Source organism: Streptomyces sp. V2I9 (assembly GCF_030817475.1).
Lineage (GTDB): Bacteria > Actinomycetota > Actinomycetes > Streptomycetales > Streptomycetaceae > Streptomyces.
The window spans coordinates 5,657,500-5,677,582 of record NZ_JAUSZJ010000002.1 but is presented as its reverse complement, the minus strand read 5'-3'; the positions used below and the strand labels follow the sequence as shown (position 1 = coordinate 5,677,582).

General features: G+C 72.5%; 19 protein-coding genes and 1 pseudogene. 5 read left to right on the top strand and 15 right to left on the bottom strand.

The window, feature by feature from the left end:
- Positions 1-22: 22 nt before the first annotated feature.
- From QFZ71_RS24830 to QFZ71_RS24795, 8 genes are all read right to left on the bottom strand, one after another.
- Complete coding sequence (locus QFZ71_RS24830; RefSeq protein WP_307670372.1) at positions 23-2,629, bottom strand: polynucleotide kinase-phosphatase; 2,607 nt, start codon at positions 2,627-2,629, stop codon at positions 23-25.
- Positions 2,626-4,158 carry a 3' terminal RNA ribose 2'-O-methyltransferase Hen1 gene (locus tag QFZ71_RS24825; RefSeq protein WP_307670371.1) on the bottom strand — a complete coding sequence of 511 codons (1,533 nt, stop codon included), beginning with the start codon at positions 4,156-4,158 and terminating at the stop codon, positions 2,626-2,628. Before QFZ71_RS24825 ends, QFZ71_RS24830 begins: the two co-directional genes overlap by 4 nt.
- A gap of 93 nt (positions 4,159-4,251) precedes the next feature.
- Positions 4,252-5,175: a homocysteine S-methyltransferase gene (gene mmuM, locus QFZ71_RS24820; RefSeq protein ID WP_307670370.1), complete on the bottom strand. Its 924-nt coding sequence runs from the start codon at positions 5,173-5,175 to the stop codon at positions 4,252-4,254.
- Positions 5,176-5,197: 22 nt separating this feature from the next.
- Positions 5,198-6,121 carry an LLM class F420-dependent oxidoreductase gene (locus tag QFZ71_RS24815; protein ID WP_307670369.1) on the bottom strand — a complete coding sequence of 308 codons (924 nt, stop codon included), beginning with the start codon at positions 6,119-6,121 and terminating at the stop codon, positions 5,198-5,200.
- Between the two features lie 91 nt (positions 6,122-6,212).
- Positions 6,213-6,713, bottom strand: coding sequence for a DUF6099 family protein (locus tag QFZ71_RS24810; protein WP_307670368.1), 501 nt, complete (start codon positions 6,711-6,713; stop codon positions 6,213-6,215).
- Positions 6,714-6,837: 124 nt separating this feature from the next.
- Complete coding sequence (locus QFZ71_RS24805) at positions 6,838-7,197, bottom strand: nucleotide pyrophosphohydrolase (RefSeq protein WP_307670367.1); 360 nt, start codon at positions 7,195-7,197, stop codon at positions 6,838-6,840.
- 161 nt (positions 7,198-7,358) lie between these two features.
- On the bottom strand, positions 7,359-7,763 hold the full coding sequence (locus tag QFZ71_RS24800) for a cell division protein SepF (RefSeq protein WP_307670366.1): 405 nt from the start codon (positions 7,761-7,763) through the stop codon (positions 7,359-7,361).
- Between the two features lie 247 nt (positions 7,764-8,010).
- On the bottom strand, positions 8,011-8,808 hold the full coding sequence (locus QFZ71_RS24795) for a DeoR/GlpR family DNA-binding transcription regulator (protein ID WP_307670365.1): 798 nt from the start codon (positions 8,806-8,808) through the stop codon (positions 8,011-8,013).
- Between the two features lie 226 nt (positions 8,809-9,034).
- Between QFZ71_RS24795 and QFZ71_RS24790 the strand changes: the two genes are divergently transcribed.
- Together QFZ71_RS24790 and QFZ71_RS24785 are read left to right on the top strand one after the other, a co-directional pair.
- Positions 9,035-9,937 (top strand): SIS domain-containing protein, encoded by a 903-nt coding sequence (locus QFZ71_RS24790; RefSeq protein WP_307670364.1) that lies wholly within the window; start codon positions 9,035-9,037, stop codon positions 9,935-9,937.
- A gap of 23 nt (positions 9,938-9,960) precedes the next feature.
- Positions 9,961-10,632 carry a DedA family protein gene (locus tag QFZ71_RS24785; RefSeq protein WP_307670363.1) on the top strand — a complete coding sequence of 224 codons (672 nt, stop codon included), beginning with the start codon at positions 9,961-9,963 and terminating at the stop codon, positions 10,630-10,632.
- A 172-nt stretch (positions 10,633-10,804) separates the two neighbouring features.
- On the opposite strand, the gene QFZ71_RS24780 is transcribed toward QFZ71_RS24785, so the two are convergent.
- The 5 genes from QFZ71_RS24780 to QFZ71_RS24760 form a co-directional block, all read right to left on the bottom strand.
- Positions 10,805-11,305, bottom strand: coding sequence for a hypothetical protein (locus QFZ71_RS24780; protein ID WP_307670362.1), 501 nt, complete (start codon positions 11,303-11,305; stop codon positions 10,805-10,807).
- Positions 11,306-11,498: 193 nt separating this feature from the next.
- On the bottom strand, positions 11,499-12,566 hold the full coding sequence (locus tag QFZ71_RS24775; protein ID WP_307670361.1) for an iron chelate uptake ABC transporter family permease subunit: 1,068 nt from the start codon (positions 12,564-12,566) through the stop codon (positions 11,499-11,501).
- Positions 12,563-13,600: an iron ABC transporter permease gene (locus QFZ71_RS24770; protein WP_307670360.1), complete on the bottom strand. Its 1,038-nt coding sequence runs from the start codon at positions 13,598-13,600 to the stop codon at positions 12,563-12,565. The genes QFZ71_RS24775 and QFZ71_RS24770 overlap by 4 nt, the downstream gene beginning before the upstream one ends.
- Positions 13,601-13,650: 50 nt before the next feature.
- Complete coding sequence (locus tag QFZ71_RS24765; RefSeq protein WP_307670359.1) at positions 13,651-14,700, bottom strand: iron-siderophore ABC transporter substrate-binding protein; 1,050 nt, start codon at positions 14,698-14,700, stop codon at positions 13,651-13,653.
- A 199-nt stretch (positions 14,701-14,899) separates the two neighbouring features.
- Entirely contained in the window at positions 14,900-15,856 is a 957-nt protein-coding gene (locus QFZ71_RS24760; RefSeq protein WP_307670358.1) for a hypothetical protein, read from the bottom strand.
- A 158-nt stretch (positions 15,857-16,014) separates the two neighbouring features.
- Between QFZ71_RS24760 and QFZ71_RS24755 the strand changes: the two genes are divergently transcribed.
- Positions 16,015-16,239 (top strand): hypothetical protein, encoded by a 225-nt coding sequence (locus QFZ71_RS24755; RefSeq protein WP_307670357.1) that lies wholly within the window; start codon positions 16,015-16,017, stop codon positions 16,237-16,239.
- Positions 16,240-16,279: 40 nt separating this feature from the next.
- Here the strand turns inward: QFZ71_RS24755 and QFZ71_RS24750 are convergent, their stop codons facing one another.
- Both QFZ71_RS24750 and QFZ71_RS24745 read right to left on the bottom strand, forming a co-directional pair.
- Positions 16,280-17,095: a helix-turn-helix domain-containing protein gene (locus QFZ71_RS24750; RefSeq protein WP_307670356.1), complete on the bottom strand. Its 816-nt coding sequence runs from the start codon at positions 17,093-17,095 to the stop codon at positions 16,280-16,282.
- Positions 17,096-17,218: 123 nt separating this feature from the next.
- Positions 17,219-18,421, bottom strand: coding sequence for an IS110 family transposase (locus tag QFZ71_RS24745; protein ID WP_307670355.1), 1,203 nt, complete (start codon positions 18,419-18,421; stop codon positions 17,219-17,221).
- A gap of 214 nt (positions 18,422-18,635) precedes the next feature.
- Here QFZ71_RS24745 and QFZ71_RS24740 point away from each other — a divergent pair, with 214 nt between their 5' ends.
- The gene (locus tag QFZ71_RS24740) at positions 18,636-19,070 is read left to right on the top strand and encodes a hypothetical protein (protein WP_307671572.1); all 435 of its coding nucleotides are present in this window, start codon (positions 18,636-18,638) and stop codon (positions 19,068-19,070) included.
- Between the two features lie 322 nt (positions 19,071-19,392).
- A pseudogene (locus QFZ71_RS24735) lies at positions 19,393-20,055 on the top strand (cryptochrome/photolyase family protein); the annotation flags it as partial.
- Between the last annotated feature and the right edge of the window lie 28 nt (positions 20,056-20,083).

Below are 20,083 nucleotides of genomic sequence, written 5' to 3'. Positions count from 1 at the left end.
TCGGCCGTTCGGTCCCGAGCGGTCAGAGCCGGGGGTCCACCGGCTCGGACTCCAGGGCCAGGACGGCGAACACGGCCTCGTGGATCCGCCACAGCGGCTCGCCGTCCGCCAGCCGGTCCAGGGCTTCCAGGCCGAGTGCGTACTCCCGCAGCGCGAGCGAACGCTTGTGGCCGAGGAACCGGGAGCGCAGGCGCTCCAGATTCTCCGGGCGGGTGTACTCGGGGCCGTAGATGATGCGCAGGTACTCCCGGCCGCGCACCTTGACGCCGGGCTGGACGAGGCGGCCCGCGGCATCGCGGACGAGCGCGCCGAGCGGCTTGACGACCATGCCCTCGCCGCCACGCCCGGTCATCTCCAGCCACCAGTCGACGCCTGCCCGGACCGACGCCTCGTCACCGGTGTCGACGACGAGTCGGCGGGTGACCTGGAGCAGCCCGGTCGGATCGTGCTCGACGAGCCGGTCGAGCCAGGCGAGCTGCTCGTCGTGCGGGACCGCGGCGAGGGACCGGCCCTGGACGGCGAGGATCTGGAAGGGGGCGAGCCGCACGCCGTCCAGTCCCTCGGTGGTCCAGCAGTACCGCCGGTACGCCTCGGTGAACGCGGCGGCGTCCCTCGTGCGGTCCCGCTGGCGTCCCGCCAGGTCCGCCACCGCGACGCCCCGCGCGGCCGCCCGCTCCAGGGCGGCGACGGCCGGCGGGAGGACCGCACCGGACGCCGCGCCGACGGCGGCGTACTGCGAGCGCAGCAGCCCGCCCGCCTTGAGCGACCACGGCATCAGCTCGGCGTCCAGGAGAACCCAGTCGGTGTCCCACTCCTCCCAGAGCCCGGCGGAGGTGACGGCGGTGCGGAGCCGGTCCAGGACCGCCTCGGTCAGGGCGGTGTCGTCGAGGAACGGACGCCCGGTGCGGGTGTACAGCGCACCGGTGGGGCCGGCCGTGCCGAAGCGGGCGGTCGCGGCCGCCGCGTCCTTGCAGACCAGGGCGACGGCACGGGAGCCCATGTGCTTTTCCTCGCACACGACCCGCTCGACGCCGTCCGCCGCGTACTGCGCGAATGCCTCGGCCGGGTGCTCCAGAAAGCCTTCCTCCCGCGAGGTGGCGGTCGGGGCCATGGTGGGAGGGAGGTAGGCGAGGAGCTGCGGGTCCACGGCGAACCGGCTCATGACTTCGAGCGCGGCGGCCGCGTTCTCCTCGCGCACGGCGACGCGGCCCAGCTGCCGGGTCTCCACCACCCGGCGGCCCTGCACGTCGGAGAGGTCCAGCGGGCGGCCCTCCCGCCCTCCGGGTGCCTCGGTGACCAGCGGCTTGACCGGCTCGTACCAGACCTTCTCGGCCGGTACGTCGACGAGTTCGCGCTCCGGCCAGCGCAGCGCGGTCATCTTCCCGCCGAAGACGGCCCCGGTGTCCAGGCAGATGGTGTTGTTGATCCAGGACGTGCTGGGCACCGGGGTGTGGCCGTAGACGACGGTGGCACGGCCCCGGTACTCCTCGGCCCACGGGTAGCGCACGGGCAGGCCGAACTCGTCGGTCTCCCCCGTGGTGTCGCCGTACAACGCGTGCGAGCGGACCCGGCCGGAGGTACGGCCGTGGTACTTCTCGGGCAGCCCGGCGTGGCAGACCACCAGCCTGCCCTCGTCCAGGACGTAGTGGCTGACCAGGGAGTCGATGAACTTCCGCACCTCGCCCCGGAACTCGGGGTGCTCGGCGTCCTCGCGCTCCAGCTGCTCGACGGTCTCCGCGAGACCGTGGGTGAGCTGGACCTTGCGGCCGGCGAGATAGCGGCCGAGCTTGTTCTCGTGGTTGCCGGGGACGCACAGGGCGTTCCCCGCCGCCACCATGGACATGACGCGGCGCAGCACTCCGGGGCTGTCCGGCCCCCGGTCGACGAGGTCGCCGACGAACACCGCCGTACGGCCTTCGGGATGGGCACCGTCCACGTAGCCGAGCTTGGCGAGCAGGGTCTCCAGCTCGGAGCTGCAGCCGTGGATGTCCCCGATGATGTCGAACGGGCCGGTGAGGTGGCGCAGGTCGTTGTAGCGGCGCTCCAGGACCACTTCGGCGCGCTCGGCCTCCTCCTCGGTGCGCAGGACGTGCACCTTGCGGAAGCCCTCGCGCTCCAGACCGCGCAGGGAGCGCCGCAGCTCGCGGCGGTGGCGCTGGATGACGTGGCGCGGCATGGAGGCACGGTCGGGGCGGGCCGCGTTGCGGGCGGCGCAGACCTCCTCGGGCAGGTCGAGGACGATGGCGATGGGCAGGACGTCGTACGTCCGGGCGAGCTGGACGAGCTGCTTGCGGCTCTCGGACTGGACGCTGGTGGCGTCGATGACGGTGAGCCGTCCGGCCTCCAGGCGCTTGCCCGCGATGTAGTGCAGCACGTCGAAGGCGTCGCGGCTGGCACTCTGGTCGTTCTCGTCGTCGGCGACCAGCCCCCGGCAGAAGTCCGAGGAGACGATCTCGGTCGCCTTGAAGTGACGGCGGGCGAAGGTGGACTTGCCCGATCCGCTGGCCCCGATGAGGACGACGAGAGAAAGGTCGGTCACCGGCAGCACCCGCGCGGCGCCCGTGGTGGCCGTGCCGGCGGCGGTGGTCGCTGCCGCTTCCGCGCCGGTCTCGCTGTGGTCGTTCTTCATGCGGCTTCCGCCTCCTTCTTCTTCTCGGTGTCGCGCTTCATCCCGGTGGCGTGCTTCCCGGTGTCGCGTTCGGTCCTCCCGGCGGCTCCCGTGATCCGCGTGAACGCCGCCAGCTGGGTCGGCGGCCCCACCTCGGGGTCCTCGGGCCCGACCGGCCCGTACCGGACGGTGTAGCCGTGCCGTCCGGCAACCAGCTCGGCCCACTCCCGGAACTCGGCCCGCGTCCACTCGAAGCGGTGGTCACCGTGCCGGACGTGCCCGGCCGGCAGGGTCTCCCAGCGGACGTTGTACTCGACGTTCGGCGTGGTCACGATCACCGTCGCGGGCCGGGCCGCGCCGAACACCGCGTACTCCAGGGCGGGCAGCCGGGGCAGGTCCAGGTGCTCGATCACCTCGCTGAGCACGGCGGCGTCGTACCCCGTCAGCGCCTTGTCCGTGTAGGTCAGCGACCCCTGCCGCAGGGTGACCCGGCCGGCCTGGCGCTCTCCCATCCGGTCCAGCTTCAGCCGCCGCGAGGCGATGGTCAGGGCACGCATCGAGACGTCGACGCCCACGATCTCGGTGAAGCGCACGTCCTTGAGGAGCGCCTGCACCAACTGGCCCTGGCCGCAGCCGAGGTCGAGCACCCGGCTCGCCCCGGCAGCGCGCAGCGCGTCGAGGATCGCCGTCCGCCGGTGTTCGGCGAGCGGGACCGGCTTCTCCTCGGTGTCGGTACTCTCGTCCACGGCGTTGTCGACGCTTTCGACGTCCAGCTCGTCCGACTCGGCGAGCCGCACCAGCTCCAGCGCCTGGTCGGCCTGGCGGGTGAGCCCCCAGCGGTGGGAGAGATAGCGCCGAGTGATCAGCGGCCGCTCGGGGTGGTCGGCCAGCCAGCCCTCCCCCGCACGCAGCAGCTTGTCCACCTCGTCGGGCGCGACCCAGTAGTGCTTCGCGTCATCGAGCACCGGGAGCAGGACATAGAGCTGGCGCAACGCGTCGGCGAGCCGCAACTCCCCCTCCAGCACCAGGTGTACGTAGCGCGAGTCGCCCCATGCGGGGAACTGCTCGTCCAGGGGTACGGCCGTGGCCTCGACCCGCTCCCACCCGAGCGGTGTGAACAGCCGGCGCACCAGATCGACACCGCCCCGCGCGGGCAGGGCGGGCACCTCGATCCGCAGCGGCAACGGGCTCCCGGCCCGCTCGGGCATGGCCCGGCAGACACCGCCGAGCGCGGACTTGAACACGGTGGCGAGGGCGACCGACAGCAGCGAGGAGGCCGCGTAGGGGCGGTCGTTGACATACTGCGCGAGCACCGCGTCGGGGGCTCCTCCCCGGCCCTTGCCCTTGCCCCGCCGCACCAGCGCCACCGGATCCACCTCCAGCAGGAGAGCGGCCGTGCAGCGCTCGGCGGACGCCTCGGGGTAGAAGACGTGCGCGGAGCCGTGCGAGGTGGAGAACGCCTGCGCCTTGTCGGGATGCTTGTGCAGCAGGAAGCCCAGGTCCGTGGCGGGACGTTCAGGGGTGCCGGTCGTACCGATTGTCAGGAACACCTGTCCGAGTATGGTCTCCGCCCCCTGCCCCCACCAGGTATTTTCGCCGCGCCTCCTTGCCCTGCACGCTCTCGCCCTGCGCACCCAGCCCGTCTACGCCTCCAGCTGGCCGGCCAGTTCGGCTGTCCGGTCCGGTCCCACCCGGCAGCAGCCCCCGACGAGCCGGGCACCGGCCCGGAGCCAGCCCCGCACCCGCCCCGCGTCGAACGTTCCGCGCCCGGTCCACCCCCGCGCCACCGCGTCCCAGTCCTCCCCGCTGTTCGGGTAGACCACGGCGGGCCTGCCCGTGACCGCGGCCGCCTGCTCCACGGCCTCCTGCACCTCGTCCGGGTCGCAGCAATTGACCCCGACCGCGAGGACGGAGTCCCGCCCCGCCGCCACCGCGAACGCTTCCTCCAGCGGCTGACCGGCCCGTGTCCGGCCGCCCGCCACGCTGTACGAGAGCCAGTACGGCAGCCCGGTCTCCTCGGCCACCCGGACCAGGGCCTCGGCCTCGTCCAGGTCCGGCACCGTCTCCAGCGCCAGGGCGTCGGGCCCGGCAGCGGCCAGGGCCTCCACCCGTGGGCGGTGGAAGCGCTCCAGCTCCCGGACGCTCAGCCCGTAACGGCCCCGGTACTCGCTGCCGTCCGCGAGCATCGCCCCGTACGGTCCGACCGACGCGGCGACCCAGCCCTGCCGTCCGGGATCGGCCCGGCGCGCCGAGTCGGCGGCGCGCCGGGCCAGCCGCACGCTGCGGGCGAGCAGAGCCTCGGTCCCGGCCCGGTCGATCCCGTACCGCCCGAACCCTTCGAAGGTGGCCTGATAGCTGGCCGTGATGAGCACCCGCGCACCCGCCCGCAGGTAGGCCAGATGTGCGGCCTCGATCTGTTCCGGTGCGTCGGCCAGCAGCCGGGCCGACCAGAGCGCGTCGGACAGGTCGCAGCCCTGCGCCTCCAGTTGGTTGGAGAGCCCGCCGTCCAGCAGGACGGGCCCGGCGTCCAGCGCGTCGGCGAGCGTGCCACGGGTGCTCACAGCCATCTCCACTTCAGGTCAGGTCAGGTCAGGTCAGCTGGGACTGGATCTGCGAGGAGATCAGTTCCAGGTGGTCCAGGTCGTCCAGGTCGAGGATCTGGAGATAGATCCTCGACGAGCCGATCGCCCCGTAGCGGCCGATCTTGTCGACCACTTCGGCGGGCGATCCCGCCAGTCCGTTCGCCTTGAGCTCCTCCACGTCCCGGCCGATGGCCGCAGCGCGCCGGGCGACCTCGGCGTCGTCCTTGCCCGTGCAGACGATCAGCGCGTTGGAGTACACGAGGTCGTCCGGCGAGCGTCCGTGCGCCTGCGCGGCGGCCCGGACCCGGCCGAACTGGGTCTCGCTGTCCTCCAGCGAGGCGAACGGGATGTTGAACTCGTCCGCGTACTGCGCGGCGAGCCTCGGGGTGCGGGTCGCACCGTGACCGCCGATCAGGACGGGCACCTTGGCCTGGGCGGGCTTGGGCAGCGCGGGCGAGTCGGTGAGCTGGTAGTAGGTGCCGTCGTAGCTGAAGGTCTTGCCGACCTCCGTCGCCCACAGACCGGTGACGATCGCGAGCTGCTCCTCCAGCCGGCCGAACTTCTCCTTCGGGAACGGAATGCCGTAGGCCCGGTGCTCCTCCTCGAACCAGCCCGCCCCCAGGCCCAGTTCGATCCGGCCGCCGGACATCTGGTCGACCTGGGCCACCTGGATGGCCAGAACACCCGGAAGCCGGAAGGTGCCCGCGGTCATCAGCGTGCCCAGCCGGATGCGCCGGGTCTCGCGCGCCAGCCCCGCCAGGGTGATCCAGGCGTCGGTCGGGCCGGGCAGGCCGTCGCCGGAACCCATCCGGAGGTAGTGGTCGGAGCGGTAGAAGGCGTCGAAGCCCAGGTCCTCGGTGGCCTTGGCCACGGTGAGCAAGGTGTCGTAGTCGGCCCCCTGGTGGGGCTCGGTGAAGATGCGAAGATCCATACCTCCATCCTGCCCCTCCGGCACGGGGTCCTCCTCATCAGCCCGGCCGGACCACCTCGGCTCCCCCGCGCCGGGCTTTCCCGGATTCTTCTCAGGGCCCGGCCGCCGACGCGGCGGGGCCGCGTATGCCGCCGTAGGGGCCGTCGCGCTCCCGCTCCCGCTCGGACAGCCGTCTCAGCATCCCGTGGACGCGGTCCAGCGACTCGTCCGCCGCGTCCATCGCCTCGATGCACTGCCAGTAGAGATTGTCCTCCCCGGTGTCGCAGGCCACTCCGACCAGAGCGATCCCCGCCTCACCGAGCAGCAGCGCGAGGGCGGCCAGGGTCGGCCGCACCTCGGCCATCCCGGACAACTGCGCCGCCCGAGCGCCACCGGAGAACACCGAGGGGTGGTCCAGCGCCGAGCAGCCGGCGCCGATCTCCGCCAGCGCCCGCGCCTCGCTCCGTAACTCCAGGGGCCCGCACACCGCCAGCCGGCTGCCGACGGCCCTCGCGAGCGCCTGGGCCTGCCACGCCTCCGCCATGACGTCCAGCGCGCCCCGGCTGCCCGCCAGCGCCCGCCTCCCGACCTCGATGAGTCGCTCCGCTTCCATCTGTCTCCCCCGTCCGTACGAAAACCCGCTCACCTCATTCATTACCCACAGTGAGGTCTACAGCACCGTAAGGCCAGAGGAAATCGGAAATCTGTGGACACGAAGTCGAATGTGGATAACTCGATCACTCCGAAGAGTGACGATCACCGGGTTCCGGGGCACCCGAGAGGGGGAAACGCTTCTCGTTCCGCTCCAACTTGGCCACCAGGGCTGCCGTCGGGTCGATGCCCAACACCTCGCAGAACTGCAGGAGATAGGCGAACACGTCCGCGACCTCGTCGGTGACCCGATGAGCTGTCCCCGCGTCCTCCATGACCGCGGCGGACTGTTCGGGCGTCAGCCACTGGAAGATCTCCAGGAGTTCGGACGCCTCGACGCTGAGCGCGGCCGCCAGGTTCTTCGGGGTGTGGTACTGACCCCAGTCCCGCGCCGCGGCGAACGCGGCCAGCCGACGCTGCAGTTCTGCCACATCGATGTCTTTCACGGACCCAGGTCTATCACCGGCCACCGACAACGCCCGTCCGCACGCCCGTCTCCGGGCCCCGGACGCCGCGCGGTGAGGCCGAGGGCGGCTGTCCGATCCGGCTGCCGCCCGGCTGCCACTCCCCACGGCCACCGCGACGACGACTGCGTCCCCGGCCACAGCTACGAATGGGCGATACCCGCCGGAGTGACCCCCTCGACCTCCATACCTTCCGGCGAGAGCAGGAAGACGTTGCGGTCGACGCGGTGCATGCCGCTGCCGAGGCCGAAGACCACACCGCTGCTGAAGTCGAGAATCCGCTTCGCCACATCCGTCTCCGCCGCCGTCAGATCGAGCAGCACCGGCACCTGGGCGACCAGGTACTCGGCCACCTCCCGCGCGTCCGCGAAGACCTGCACCCGCAGCACGACGAGGCGTCGCTGTTCGGCCGCGCGCTCGTCCGGGACGGTGCGGTGGTCGATCCTGGACGGCCACTCGTCCCGGCCGCGCAACGGTACGACCTGGGCGAGCCCTTCCCACTGTTCATCGGTGGCGTCGTATCGGTCATACCTGTCGTACCTGCTCACAGGCCCACCCCGTCGTCGAGCCGGGCGGGTTCGCACCGGCTGCACTCACTGTTCATCGGGCAATCCTCTCGCCCCTCACCCGTTCGGCGTACCAGCGACACGGCGAACTCGGCCTTCATGTCGTTTCCGGTACCCGACCGGTATCGGTTCATGACATCCCGCACGCGCCGGAGCGCTCGCGCCCCCGCCGTCCGATCGGCCCGGCGTGGGCCCGCACACCCGCACCGTATCCGGCGGACCTCCGCGCTCAGACCGTGATGACCTGGACCCCCGCCTCACCGAAGCGGTCCCTCGCCTCCGCGCCGATGCGGGAGTCGGTGACCAGGACGTCGACCAGCCCCAGATCGCAGACCCGTGCGAACGCCCGCTTGCCGATCTTCGACGAGTCGGCCGCCACCACCACCCGCTGCGCCCGTTCCGCGAGCAGCCGGTTGACGCTGGCCTCGCCCTCGTGGTGGACGTAGGCGCCGCGTTCGATGTCGATGGCGTTCACCCCGAGCACCGCGATGTCCAGGGTGATCTCGTTCATCACCCCGACCGCGAGCGGGCCCGTCAACTCGTACGACTGGGGCCGCGCGACCCCGCCCGTCACGACCATCTTGATCTGCGGCCGGATCGCCAGTTCGCTTGCGATGTTGAGGGCGTTGGTCACCACGGTCAGCGTCGGCTGCCCGCCCGCCACCGTCGCCTCGCCCACGATGTCCGGGCGCACCGCCAGCGCCCTGGCCACTTCGGTCACGGTCGTCCCGCCGGTCAGGCCGACGACCTCGCCGACGGCCACGAGGCCGGACACCGCGCGGCCGATGGCCTGCTTCTCCGGCGCGTGGCGGCCCGTCTTGTAGCGGAGCGCCAGTTCGTAGGAGACCCCGTGCGCCACCGCCCCGCCGCGGGTGCGGGTGAGCAGGTGCTGCTCGGCGAGTTGGTCCAGGTCGCGGCGGATGGTGGCGGCCGAGACGTCGAGCGTCCCCGCCGCCTCCTCGACGTCCACCCTGCCGTGCTTGCCGACCAGTTCCAGCAGCGCGTCCCACCGGGCGTCCCTGGACAAGAGCGTCTCCTCACCGTCCGGCGCGGGCACCGCGCTTCGCGGGAACGCGGTCGCCGGGGGCCGGACCGCCGCAAGCGTCGCACAGCGGTCTCCAGGAGCCCGCCTCCCACCTGCGGCTTGCTTGTTTTTGTTCGATAACTGCATGTAGCGTGCAGAATTCTACATGCGGGCGGGTGGGCCGAGGCCGGTCCCGCTCAGCCCCGCTGCCGTGGTCCACCTCGTTCCCGTGGAGTGCAGACGTGTCGTATGCCGAGAGACCGAGACAGCCAGTCAGCCCGATTGCTGGCGGCGCGCCGCCGCCCTGGCCGGTGGCCCCGAGGCAGCCGCCCTGCCCGCCGCGGGCGAGCGGATCGCGGTCGTCGGCTGCGGTACCTCCTTCTACATGGCGCAGGCCTACGCCGGGCTCCGCGAGAGCTCCGGCCACGGCGAGTCGGACGCCTTCGCCGCCTCCGAGTTCCCCGTCGGCCGCGGGTACGACCGGGTCGTCGCGCTGACCCGCTCGGGGACCACCACCGAGGTGCTGGAGCTGCTGAACCGGCTGCGCGGCACCACCCGCACGGTGGCGGTCACCGCCGATCCGGAGACCCCCGTCCGGGCGGCCGCCGACGACCTCGTCGTCCTGGACTTCGCCGACGAGCGGTCCGTCGTCCAGACCCGGTTCGCCACGACCGCCCTCACCCTGCTGCGGGCCCACCTCGGCCTGCACGCCGAGCGGGTGGTCGCGGACGCGGAGACCGCGCTCGCCGAGCCGCTGCCCGACGGGCTCCTGGAGTGCACGCAGTTCTCCTTCCTCGGCCGGGGGTGGACGGTCGGCCTGGCCCACGAGGCGGCGCTGAAGATGAAGGAGGCGTCGCTGTCCTGGACGGAGTCGTACCCCGCGATGGAGTACCGCCACGGCCCCATCAGCATCTCCACGGCGGGGACCGCCACCTGGATGTTCGGGGAGGCGCCCGAGGGCCTTCCGGAGCAGGTGCGCGCGACGGGCGCCACGTGGGTGGACGGCCCGCTCGACCCGCTGGCCGATCTCGTACGCGTGCAGCGCCTCGCCCTCGCCAGGGCGGCCGCACGCGGGCTCGACCCCGATCTGCCGCGTCACCTGAGCCGCTCGGTGGTGCTCGACGGAGCCTGATCCGGGCCTGCCACCATGGAGGTATGGACCTGACCCTCTCCTCGGCGGCGGCCCGGCGGCTTCTCGCCGCCTCGGAGCCCCAGGGGGGCATCGCCGGCTGGGCCGCCGGGCTCGTCGAGACGTTCGGCGGGCCCGGCGCGGGTGCGGCGATCGCGCTGGAGAACCTGTTCCCGCCGCTGCCCAGTGAGGTCATCCTGCCGCTGACCGGCTTCGCGGCCTCGCAGGGCGTGCTCAGCATCGCCTCCGCGCTGTTCTGGACGACGCTCGGCTCGGTCGTCGGGGCGGTGGTGCTGTACGGCGTCGGCGCCGTGTTCGGCCGGGAGCGGATGCACGCGTGGTGGGCGAAGTTGCCGCTGGTCAAGGCGTCCGACCTCGTACGGACGGAGGAGTGGTTCGCGCGGCACGGCACCAAGGCGGTTCTGCTGGGCCGCATGGTGCCGGTGTTCCGGAGCCTGATCTCGGTGCCCGCGGGTGTGGAGCGCATGCCGCTGCCGGTGTTCGTCGCACTGACGGCGACGGGCAGCCTGGTGTGGAACACCGTGCTGGTGATGACCGGGTACTGGCTCGGCGACCAGTGGGACGTGGTCGGAACGTACGTGGGTGTTGTGTCCAAGGTCGTGCTGGCGCTGGCCGCCGTCGCCCTGATCGGTTACATCGTGCTACGCGTCCGGGGGCGCGGGCGGGAGAAGCCCTGACGCCCTGGTCCGGGGCCGCACGGGCGGACCGGACGCCCGCGCCGCACGATCCGTCCGGACCGCTCGGAGGCCCCGGCCGGACCCGGCCGCCCGAGCGCCCCGACCGGGCCCGGTCGCCGCGACCGGCCCGACGGACGGGACACCCACTCGGGGGTGTCCCGCGCGTGAGCGCTCAGGACTCCTCGAAGTAGGCGTCCAGGGCCTTGTCCAGCTCGGCCGGCCACCCCTTGAGTTCGCTGCGGCTGCCCGCCTCGACCTCGGCGTTGAACCAGCGGCGGGTCGAGAGGTGGACGGTCACCGTGAACCGACGGCCGAAGCGGGCCGGGGTGGTCTCCACCGCGCCGATCTCGTCCCAGCCGAACTCGGCCTCCTGGTCGTCCAGACGGAAGCGGACGCCTTCCCTGGCCACCCGGATCGAACCCCGCCGGTCGCTGACCTCGAAGACGGGGCCCTCCTCGGCGTCGGTCTCCGCTACGGCGTCCTCCGGAGCGGCCTCGAGCTCCTCGTCGCGTTCCGCTTCCGCCTCCGGCCCGGCCGCCTCGGGGTCGGTCTCCGGTTCCGCTTCGGGCTTCCGGGGCGCGACGGGCGCCGCCAGTCCGGGCAGGGGGATGAACGCCGGGTCGGTGCCTGCGGCGAACTCGGGCTTCTTGTTCGAATCTATGCTCTGCTCCACGGCGGGCAGTATGGTCCACGAACCTGTACGTGACCAGTCGTCGTCGCTCCGACGCGCCGCCGGCCTCCGCCTCGCGGCCGAACTCCCCGCCTCGGAACGCCGAAGCCGTGCCCGCCGGTACGGGGTGCCCGGCGGGGCCCGGCCGGGCACGCGACGGACCGCGACCGGTGACCCGGCGGGGACCGGCGGGGCCTCAGAGCACTCCCTTGCGCCACTCCCGTACCAGCAGCCATCCGAGGTACGCGCCGCCGATCGCCATGGTGTAGATCCCGACCGGGAGGTCGTCGAAGAGCGTCAGCTGCTGGGAGCACAGGTCCGCGAGCACCAGCAGCAGACCGCCGGTGAGCGCGGAGAGCACCAGGTGGGGGCCGGAGCCACGGGCGAGGCGCCGGGCGATCTGGGGCGCGGTCAGAGCGATGAAGGCGATGGGACCCGAGACGCTGACCGCGGCGGCCGAGAGGGCGATGGCCAGGACCACCGCCAGGGTCTTGGCCTTCTTCGGTTCCGAGCCGAGCGCCTCGGCGATGTCGTCGCCCATCTCCCCGATGTCGAGCCGCCGGGAGATCAGCGCGGCGGCCGGGACGGCGGCGAGGAGGACCAGCCAGACGGTGGTGGCGTCGGTCCAGGAGCGGGCCGTCAGGCTGCCGTTGACGTAGGCGGTGAGAACGGACGCCTTGTCGCGTTCCAGGGCGTAGACGACGTACTGGGTGACGGCCGCGCCCATCGCGGCGACCCCGATGCCGGCGATGACGAGCCGGGCGGGGTTACGGAAGCCGGTGCCGGTCGAGACGTACACGAGGGCCATCGCCAGGATCGCGCCGATGAGGGCTCCCACCGGCACGGGGACCGTGTCGGGGAACATCAGCGCGCAGAACGCGGCGCCCGCGCCCGCTCCGGCGGAGAGCCCGATGACGTCCGGGCTGCCGAGCGGATTGCGGGTGACGGACTGGAACAGCGCGCCGGAGAGGCCGAGCGCCGCGCCGACCCCGATGGCGACGGTGAGGCGGGGGCCGCGCAGCCGGTTGAAGACGAACCGGTCCTTGCCCTCGGCGTCCCCGACGAGGACGGCCGGCAGGTCGGCGAGGTCGATGCCGAGGCGCCCCCAGGCCAGGGTCGCCACGGCGGCCGCGAGGAGAAGGACGAGGAGCCCGCCGCCCACGAGCACGGAGGCCCGGCGTACGGGTATCGCCACGGTGCTGCCGATGGTCAGACAGCCACGACGGGACGTGCGGGCGGGGGCGGCGCGGTCGGTGACGGTCATGAGGTGCCCCGCATCCTGCGTACGGCGATGAGCAGCGCGGGTGCGCCGATGAAGGCGGTGACGACACCGACCATGAGTTCGGTGGGCCGCATGACGACCCGGCCCACCACGTCCGCGAGGAGCAGCAGGGTGGGGCCGAGCAGGGCCGAGAAGAGGATCTGGGCGCGGAAGTCGACGCCGACCAGGGCCCGTACGACGTGCGGGACGGCGAGGCCGACGAAGGCGATCGGGCCCACGGCGGCGGTCGCGGCGGCGCTGAGCAGGGTGGCGGCGAGCAGTCCGCCGCCCCGTGTGCGTCCGGGGTGCGAGCCGAGGGCGACGGCGGTCGCGTCGCCGAGGGCCAGGGCGTTGAGGCCGGGGCCGAGGGCGAGGGCCAGCAGGAAGCCGACGGCGGCGAACGGCAGGACGGACCAGAACACGTCGAAGTCCCGGCCGCCGAGCGCGCCGACGACCCAGTAGCGGTAGCTGTCGAAGACCTGGGGCTTGCTGAGGGTCACGGCCTGGATGAACGCCATCAGGACGGCGGTGAGCACCGCTCCGGCGAGCACCAGGCGCACCACGCTCGTCCCCGTACCGGCGGAACCGATGACGTGGACGAGGACGCCGGCGGCCAGTGCTCCGGGCAGCGCCCACCACATCGTGTCGGTGGCGCCGGAGGCCCCGAGCCAGGCGGTCGCGGCGACGATGCTCGCGGAGGCGCCGGCGTTGATGCCGAGAAGGCCCGGTTCGGCCAGCGGGTTGCGCGAGACGCCCTGCATGAGGGTGCCCGCGACCGCGAGGCAGAGTCCGGCGAGGACACCGAGGGCGGTGCGGGGGTAGCGGCTCTCGACGATGACGGTGACGTTGGGTTCGGCGGTGCCCCGGAGGACGGCGACGACCTCGCCCAACGAGGTGGAGCGGCTGCCGAACATGACACTGGCGCCGAGCGCGACCGCCAGCGCTGCCAGGCCGAGGAGCAGGAGGAACGCCACCCGAGCGGCGCCGGTACGGGAGGTACCGGCGCCGCTCGGGGGTGCGACCGTGGTGGTTGCCATGGGAGTGGAGTGTGCCTTGTGGCCTCGGTGGTTCCGGTACCCGGGCGGGGTTACTTGCCGGCGGTCTTGACGGCCTGGTCGATGAGCGGCAGGTAGCGCTCGATCGTCCACGGCACGGTCAGCGGGTTGATGATCGAGGAAGCGGTGACGAAGGAGTTGTCGTTGCTCGCGACGACGGCGCCCTTCTTGATGGCGGGGATCTCGGCGTACAGCTTCTGCCCCTCGATCTCCTTGCGGTTCTTCTCGTCCGTGTAGAACGTGAAGACGATGTCGCTGTCCTTGAGCTTCTCGGCGTTCTCCAGGCCGATGAGGGCCGAGTCGGTGCCGGGGGTCTCCTTGAAGCCGTTGACGACCGGGTCGACCTTCAGGCCGAGCGAGGAGACCATCTCGACGCGCTGCTCCTCGGGCTTGAAGACGCCGAGGGTGCCGGGGCCGGAGTTGTAGATGTAGGAGAAGGTGACGTCCTTGTAGTTCGGCCGGGTGGCCGCGGCGTCGGCGAGCTGCTTCTCGATCTTCGTCTTGAGGCCGTCGGTGTCCTTCGTGCGGCCGAGCGCCTTGCCGATGATGTCGATCTGCTGGTCCCAGTCGGTGCTCCACGCCTGGTCGGGGTAGGCGACCGTGGGGGCGATGTCCTTGAGGACGTCGTACTGCTTCTGCGTGATGCCCGACCAGGGGGCGAGGATGACGTCCGGCTCCAGCTCGGTGATCGCCTCGAAGTCGATCTCCTCGCCGCCGGTGAACTGCTTGGGCAGCTTGTCGCCGGACTTCTTGACGGCCTCGTTGATCCACGGGAGGTAGCCGGACTTGTCGCTGCCCCACGGGTAGCTCTCGATGCCGACCGGGGTCTGGCCGAGGGCTATCGCGGTCTCGGCCGAGCCCTGGCCGAGGGTGACGATGCGTTCGGGCTTCTCCTCGATCTTCGCGGTGCCGAGCGAGCTCTTGATCGAGACGGGGAAGGCGCCGCCGCTCCTGGCCGTGTCCTTCGCCCCGTCCTGGTCGCCGTCGCCGTCCGAGGAACAGCCGACCAGGGCGACGGCGAGGGCGACGGTGGTGGCCGTGGCGGCGATGGTGTGGCGGCGCACGCGGGTGAAGCCGAGCATGGAGGGTCCTCAGGTTGGCCAGCAATGAAGGTTAGGCAAGCCTAAGCCAACGATGCCGATGCTCGAACACGGCCCCCTCGGGACGGTGATGCCGCGACCGCCGGCCCCGGCCTCGGCGCACCGGAGGCCGTCGAGCGGCGCGCCCCGTCCCGGCCCGCCGGGCAGGCCCCTCGGCGCGCACGGAAGCCCGCGCCGGGCCTCAGTGCCCGTGACCGGCGGACTCCCCGTCCTCCGGCGCGGACTCCTCGGGGGACGCGCCCCCGGCGTGCACGGTGAACGCGGCCGTGCGGACCTTCCCCTCGTGCCGGAAGTCGAGGAACAGCCGGTAGGCCCCCTTGCTCGGGGCGGTCGCGGTGAAGGAGACCTCGGGGCCCGGCGTCGTCCGCCCGTCGCCCGGTTCGCCGTTCGGGTGGACGTGGAGGTACGCCAGGTCGCCGGCGCGGAGCGCGACGAGGTGGCCGTACGCGCCGAGGTAGGGCTGGAGGTCGGTGACCGGCCTGCCGTCCTTCTCGACCTCCAGCCGGAGTTCGCCGGCGGCGCCGGGTCGCAACGCCCCGGCCAGCGTCACCTCGTACCCGTCGACGGTCACCGTCCGGTCGGCGGCCGGCAGCGGCTCGGGGCGCGCGTCACCCGCCACGGAGAGATCCGCGCCGAGGGTGACGCCCTCGGCGTTCCCCGCGTCCGGGGTGAAGTCGGCGAAGACCCGGTAGCCACCGGCCTCGGGCAGTTCGACGGGGGCGGACCAGGTGCCGTCGGCGGCCCGCACGGGGTGCAGGTGCCGGTAGGTGGCGAGGTCGTCCGACGCCACGATCAGGTGCAGTTCCTTGCCGTGTTCGCGGCGGAACGCGGTCACCTTGCGGGAGGTGTCCTCGTCCACGACGGAGAAGCGCAGTTCGGTCGGCTCGCCCGCCTCGACGCGCGGGGTGTCGAGGTCGAGTGTGAAACCGTCGCGGGAGATCTGCAGGCCGCCGGGAAGCTCCCGGGACTCCCCCGCGCCTTTCTTCTTCGCCGGGCGCTCCTTCTCCGCATGGGCGTCCTGGTGGGCCGGCTCCTTGGGCGCGGCGGCGGGTTCCAGCGCCCCTCCCACCGTGTACGCCGACCCGAAGACAGCCGCGAGCCCCGCGGCGAAGGCCGTGATCTTGAGACCGGTCTGCATGGCCCACTCCCTCGTCCGGGCCGCCAGATCGCGGCCACTCGTTCCAAGATACCCCCTGGGGGTATCAAGTCAACCGGGATCAGGCCTTGTGCCGCGGCAGCGGGAACGCCGACCATGGGAAGCGCCGGTACTGCCGCGGTACGGGGATCGGGGGGTTCATGGGGACGTTCGTCGCGTTGCTCGCAGGAATCGGCGGGGTGTGCGCGTGGTGTGCGGTGGTGCTGGTACGGCGCGGACGCCGCGGGGCCACCGAGAACGTGGACGGGTTGCTGATCGAGCAGGCAGCCCGGCTGCGGGCCCAGCAACTGCGGAGCGCGGGGCGGGACTTCCGGGCACATCCCCACGCGGCGTCGGGCTCCGGCTCCGAACCGCGCCGTCGCTGACGCCCGGGACGCTCCGGCGCGCGGGCTCCGGGCCGTACGGTCAGCGGCCCCCGGCTCCCGTCGACGCCAGGGTGCGCAGCAGTGCGTCCGTCCGCTCGTCCATCGGGAAGAACGACTCCACCGCGAGCTCCGACAGGGTGACGTCGGCCGGGGCCCCGAAGGTGGCGATCGTACTGAAGAACGCCATGTCGCCGAGGGGCGTACGGATGCGCAGCGGAGCGACGATACCGGTCGGGTCCACCGGGCCGGGGTCGGCGTCGAGGCCCTGCGGTGCCGGGTAGGCGGACACCTCCTCGTACAGCTCCCGGAGGTCGCCGTGGCCGGTGGTGTCGACCTGGTGCCGAAGCCGCCCCAGGGCGTGGGCGCGGACCTGGGTGAAGTTCAGGCACTGGGAGGCGAGCCCCTCCGGGTGGAGGATCAGCCGCATGACGTTGCCGCCCGACTCCGTCAGGTGCGGCGGCACGGTGCCCAGGAGCAGGGACATGGCGTCGTTGCGGTCGACGATGTTCCAGATCCGGTCGATCGCGGCGGCCGGGTACGGCTCGTGGCCCGCGAGCATCGCCCTGATCGCGGAGCGGACCATGGCCATCGGCTCGCTGTCGAGCGGTGACTCCCGGTAGGCGGGAGCGTAACCGGCGGCCAGCAGAAGGCCGTTGCGATCCCGCAGCGGAATGTCGAGGTGGTCGGCGAGCCGGAGGATCAGCTCACGGCTCGGCCGGGCGCGACCGGTCTCGACGCAGGAGAGGTGCCGGGTCGAGGAGTCCGCCCGCAGGGCCAGTTCGAGCTGGCTGAGCTTGCGTCGGCGGCGCCACGCCCGGAGCAACGGGCCCACACGGGAAGGCTCTTGGATCTCCATGCCTCCACCGTACCCATGGCGCCGCGCCCCCCGCGGTCTTGACCCGGGAGGTCATGGAGTCCCCGCCCTCCCGCATGACACGGTGTCACCGACCCGCCGCACGAAGGAGTCTCAATGATGAAGTCAAGCCGCTTGCGCGACCGGCAGCTCGGGGGTGAAGACTCGGTTGTCGCGCAGGAGTGCCCACAGGACGCTGGCCCGACGGCGGGCCAGGGCGATGACGGCCTGGACGTGTTTGCAGCCTTCGCCGCGCTTCTTGAGGCAGAAGTCCCGGTTCGGGCCCTCGCGGATGATGCTGGTCTGTGCGGACAGGTAGAACACCCGGCGCAGGCGGCGGCTGTAGCGCTTGGGGCGGTGCAGGCTGCCGGTGCGGCGTCCGGAGTCGCGCGGGACGGGCACGAGCCCGGCCGCCGAGGCGAGGTGGCCGGCGTCGGCGTAGGCCGCCAGGTCGCCGGCCGCGACGACGAACTCGGCGCCGAGTATCGGGCCCATGCCGGGCATCGACTCGATGATCTCGGCCTGCGGGTGGCTGCGGAAGGTGTCGCGGATCTGCTGGTCGATCCGCTTCAGGCGGTCGTCCAGGGTCAGGATCTGCGTGGCCAGGTCGGCGACGATCTGGGCGGCGACGTCCTCGCCGGGCAGCGCGGTCTGCTGGGCGTGGGCGGCTTCCAGCGCGGTCGCGGCGACCGCGTCGGCCCCGCGGACGCTGCGGTTGGCGAGCCAGGCCGTCAGCCGCGCCCGGCCGCGGCGGCGGATCGCGGCCGGGGTCCGGTAGCCCGTCGGCAGGACCAGTGCGCCCTTCTGCGAGCTGTGGTCGAAGGCCCGTTCCAGGGCGGGGAAGACGCCGGTCAGCATGTCGCGGAGCCGGTTGATCATCCGGACCCGGTCGGCCACCAGGTCGGAGCGGTGGGCGGTCAGCAGCGCGAGGTCGGCGGCCAGCTGGGCCGGCACGCCGATGGCGGCGAAGTCGCTGCGGTGGCGGGCGGTTTCGGCGATGACGTAGGCGTCGCGGGCGTCGGTCTTCGCCTCACCCCGGTAGGCCCCCGACATGCGGTTGACCGTGCGCCCGGGCACGTGGACGGCCCGCCGGCCGTGGGCCGCGAGCAGGGCCGGCAGCAGCGCGGAGGACGTACCGGAGATGTCCACCGCCCAGTGGACCTGGTCCGCCAGGTCGAGGATCTCGCCGAGCGCGGTCAGGATCGCCGACTCGTCGTTGTCGACCTTCTTCGACCACAGGGTCGCACCGGTCCCATCGACCACAGCCGCCCAGTGATGCCCCTTGCCCGCATCGACACCGGCCCAGACCTGCTCTTTCCCCTTGCTCACGAACCCCTCCTCGTCCCACACGACATGCCGTCGGCCCGAGGAACACCCCGCTGTCATCTCCGCAATCAGCGACCGCACACAGCGCGCACATCTCAATCAGCAGCCAGGGCGCCCCGGAGAGCCGGACGGCCACTCCTTCGAAGCCACTGAAGGCAAGACCCCATAAGCCACACCCGGCCCTCCCGGGCCACCCAACAACTTACGGAGACCCATGATGTCGCACACCCTCGCCCCGACCGCCGTTCCGTCCCCTGCCACGGACGCCGCCCGCTTCCTCCGTCTGGTGCTGCGCGTGGACAGCGCGAGCACCGCCGTGATGGGCCTCGTCCTCGTCGCGGCCGCCGCGCCGCTGGGCTCCCTGACCGGGATGCCGGTCGCCTTCGCGATGGCGTTCGGGATCTTCCAGCTCGGCGGGGCGGCCTGCCTCGCCCTGATCGCGGGCTACCCGGTGATCCCGGCCGCCCTGGCCAGGACCGTCGTCGCGGTCAACGCCGTGTGCGCGGCCGGCTGCCTGGTGACGGCCGTCGCCGACGTCATGCCGCTCAACGGCACGGGGGTGGTGTTGCTGCTGATCGGCGCGGTGATCGTGGCGGTCTACACCGGGCTCCAGTACACGGGGCTGCGGCGGATGACCGCGGCGACGGGCTGAGCGGCCGGTGCGGCCGGCCACCACCTGATCGCCCGCCGCCCTGTCGGGGGACGGTCGCGCCTCCGACCGGCCGTCGCGCGCCGACCGGCGTGGCGTCACTGACCGGCGTGGCGTCGCCGGGACCTCCTGGAGGCGTCCCTAGCGTGGGGCGGGGGCCACCGGCGTCAGGACGGAAACACCTCATGGCACCACGCACCCACTGGCTCTTCGGGGACCAACTGGGCCCGCACTTCCTCGACCCGCGCCACGGCGGACCGGATGCGCACGCCCCGCTCCTGATGATCGAGGCGCGCTCCGTCCTGAGCCGCCGCCGCTTCCACCGGCGTGGCGGGCGGGGGACGCGCCGCTCAACAGCGTCGAGGGGTTCGTCCGGCGGATCGCCGGCTGGCGGGAGTACGTCTGGCAGCTCTCCTGGCACTTCGGCGAGGACTACCGGACCCGCAACACGCTGCGCCACCGGGCGCCGCCGCCCGACTGGTTCCTCGATCTGGACGCGGACGCGGTCACCGCCAACTGCCTGTCCACCGTGCTGGAGCAGGTGCGCGACACCGGCTGGACCCACCACATCCCGCGTCTGATGGTGCTGGGCAGCCGGGCCCTCCAGGACGGCTGGGACCCGGCGGCGGTGACGGACTGGTTCCACCGGTGCTTCGTGGACGGCTACGACTGGGTGATGCTGCCCAACGTCGTCGGCATGTCGCAGTACGCGGACGGCGGCCGGATGACGACCAAGCCGTACACCTCCGGCGGGGCCTACATCCACAGGATGAGCGATCTCTGCGGCCCCTGCGCCTACCGCCCCACCGAGCGCACCGGCGAGCACGCCTGCCCGTACACGGCGGGCTACTGGGCCTTCCTCCACCGCCACCGCACGACCCTGAGCGCCAACCACCGGATGGCCAGGGCCGTGAAGGGCCTCGACCGGCTGAAGGACCTCGACGGCCTCCTGGAGGAGACCGCGCGACGCGGCGACGGCGCGCCCTGACGCAGGGGTGGCCCCGGTACGGGGCGGG